Annotated in this window: 2 protein-coding genes; one reads left to right on the top strand and one right to left on the bottom strand. The window is 72.0% G+C overall.

Annotated elements, in window-relative coordinates:
* A partial coding sequence (locus HMPREF3105_RS09200) for a methyltransferase (protein WP_070709329.1) occupies positions 1-613 on the bottom strand: 613 nt, incomplete at its 3' end.
* 96 nt (positions 614-709) lie between these two features.
* Here HMPREF3105_RS09200 and HMPREF3105_RS09195 point away from each other — a divergent pair.
* Positions 710-2131 (top strand): class II fumarate hydratase, encoded by a 1422-nt coding sequence (locus HMPREF3105_RS09195; RefSeq protein WP_070709327.1) that lies wholly within the window; start codon positions 710-712, stop codon positions 2129-2131.
* Positions 2132-2283: the final 152 nt, after the last annotated feature.

Here is a 2283-nt window from a genome sequence, read left to right as displayed (position 1 = left end):
GCACCACCACGCCGCCGTCGTACTGGCGGGTCTCCGTCAGGCTCAGCCCGCCGGGCAGCGCCTGGACGTGCTCGGCGATGCGCTCGGCCTGATCCGCGTCCCCCAGCTGCAGCAGCGCGGAGCCGCCCGCGGCCAGGTGGCGGTCGATGACCTCCACGCAGGTGCGGGCGAGGTCGAGGCCGTCCGCGCCGCCGTCGATGGCGGTGACCGGGTCCCGGGGGAACCCGCCCGTCTCGGTGGAGCGGACCCACGGCGGGTCCGCGATGACGAGCGGGAAGCGCTCCCCCTCCGCCAGCGCCTCCTCGATCCGCGCCAGCCGCACGTCGACCTGCTCTCCCATGCCGTTGGCGGCGGCGTTGGCGGCCGCGACGTCGACGGCGGCGGGGCTGGAGTCCACCATCACCAGGTGCCGGTCCGTGCCGTGGACCGCGCCGAGGCCGATCTGACCGGCCCCGGCGCACAGCTCCAGGACCGCCCCGGGGGCGGCGTGCGCGAGCAGCTCGGCCGCCCACGCGGACTGCGCCTGCGTCCAGGGCCGGGGCTCGAGCACCCGGTCGTCGTAGGAGATCGTCAGGCCGCGGAAGCACAGGGCGGTGGGGGCGGTCTCGCTCATGCCCCCATCCTGCCCCACTGGCGGGGGCACAGGGAGGCGCGGGAGGGGCGGCGACGGGACGACGCCGGGCCGCCGCCGTCGGCCTAGGATGTGATCATGACCGCAGAGAACACCGATCAGCAGTTCCGCATCGAGCACGACACCATGGGCGAGGTGAAGGTGCCGGTGAACGCGCTCTACCGTGCACAGACCCAGCGCGCCGTGGAGAACTTCCCGATCTCCGGCAAGGGCCTCGAGCCCGCCCACATCCACGCCCTCGCGCAGGTCAAGAAGGCCGCGGCCAAGGCGAACGCCGAGCTGGGCATCATCTCGCAGGAGCGCGCGGACGCCATCGTCGCCGCCGCGGACCAGGTCATCGCCGGCGACCACGACGACCAGTTCCCGATCGACGTGTTCCAGACCGGCTCCGGCACCTCCTCCAACATGAACACCAACGAGGTGCTCGCCACCCTCGCCACCCGCGCACTGAAGGAGGCCGGCTCCGAGGACGAGGTGCACCCCAACGACCACGTCAACGCCTCCCAGTCCTCGAACGACGTGTTCCCGACCTCCGTGCACGTGGCCGTCACCGCCGCCCTCGTGAACGACCTCGTCCCGGCGCTGGACCACCTGGCCGTCTCCCTCGAGAAGAAGGCGGAGGCCTTCGCCGGCGTCGTGAAGTCCGGCCGCACCCACCTCATGGACGCCACTCCGGTGACCCTGGGCCAGGAGTTCGGCGGCTACGCCGCGCAGGTCCGCTACGGCATCGAGCGCATCCAGTCCGCGCTGCCGCGCGTGGCCGAGGTCCCGCTCGGCGGCACCGCCGTGGGCACCGGCATCAACACCCCGAAGGGCTTCTCCGCCCGCGTGATCGAGCTGCTCGCCGAGGAGACCGGTCTGCCGCTGACCGAGGCCCGCAACCACTTCGAGGCCCAGGCCAACCGTGACGGCCTCGTGGAGGCCTCCGGCCAGCTGCGGAACATCGCGTTCTCGCTCATGAAGATCAACAACGACCTGCGCTGGATGGGCTCCGGCCCGAACACCGGCCTCGGCGAGATCGCCATCCCGGACCTGCAGCCGGGCTCCTCGATCATGCCGGGCAAGGTCAACCCCGTGATCTGCGAGGCCGCGATCATGGTGTGCGCCCAGGTGATCGGCAACGACACCACCGTCGCCCTGTCCTCCACCAACGGCGCGTTCGAGCTCAACGTGGGCATCCCCGTGATGGCCGCCAACCTGCTCGAGTCCATCCGCCTGCTGGCCAACACGACGCGCGTCATGGCGGACAAGATGATCGACGGCATCGAGGCCAACGAGGAGCGCTGCGCCTTCCTCGCCGGCGCCTCGCCGTCCATCGTGACCCCGCTGAACAAGGTGATCGGCTACGAGGCCGCCGCCAAGATCGCCAAGCACGCCGTCGCGAACAAGATGACCGTGCGCGAGGCCGTCGTGGACCTCGGCTACGTCGAGCGCGGCGAGATCACCGAGGAGCAGCTGGACAAGGCCCTGGACACCATGTCCATGACCCACCCGGAGTGATCCGGCGGATTCGGTGAGCGGCGCGACGCCGCCTCCCGGGCCACGACGCCGAGCGGCCGTCCTCCCGTGCGGAGGGCGGCCGCTCGACGTTCACGCCAGCACCAGCACTCCGGCGGCCGCCGCCACCATCGCCGGCCCGAACGGCAGCGCCG

This window comes from Micrococcus sp. HMSC31B01 (assembly GCF_001816085.1).
In the GTDB taxonomy this organism is placed as follows: Bacteria; Actinomycetota; Actinomycetes; order Actinomycetales; family Micrococcaceae; genus Micrococcus; species Micrococcus luteus.
This window is presented reverse-complemented; position numbering and strand designations above follow the sequence as displayed.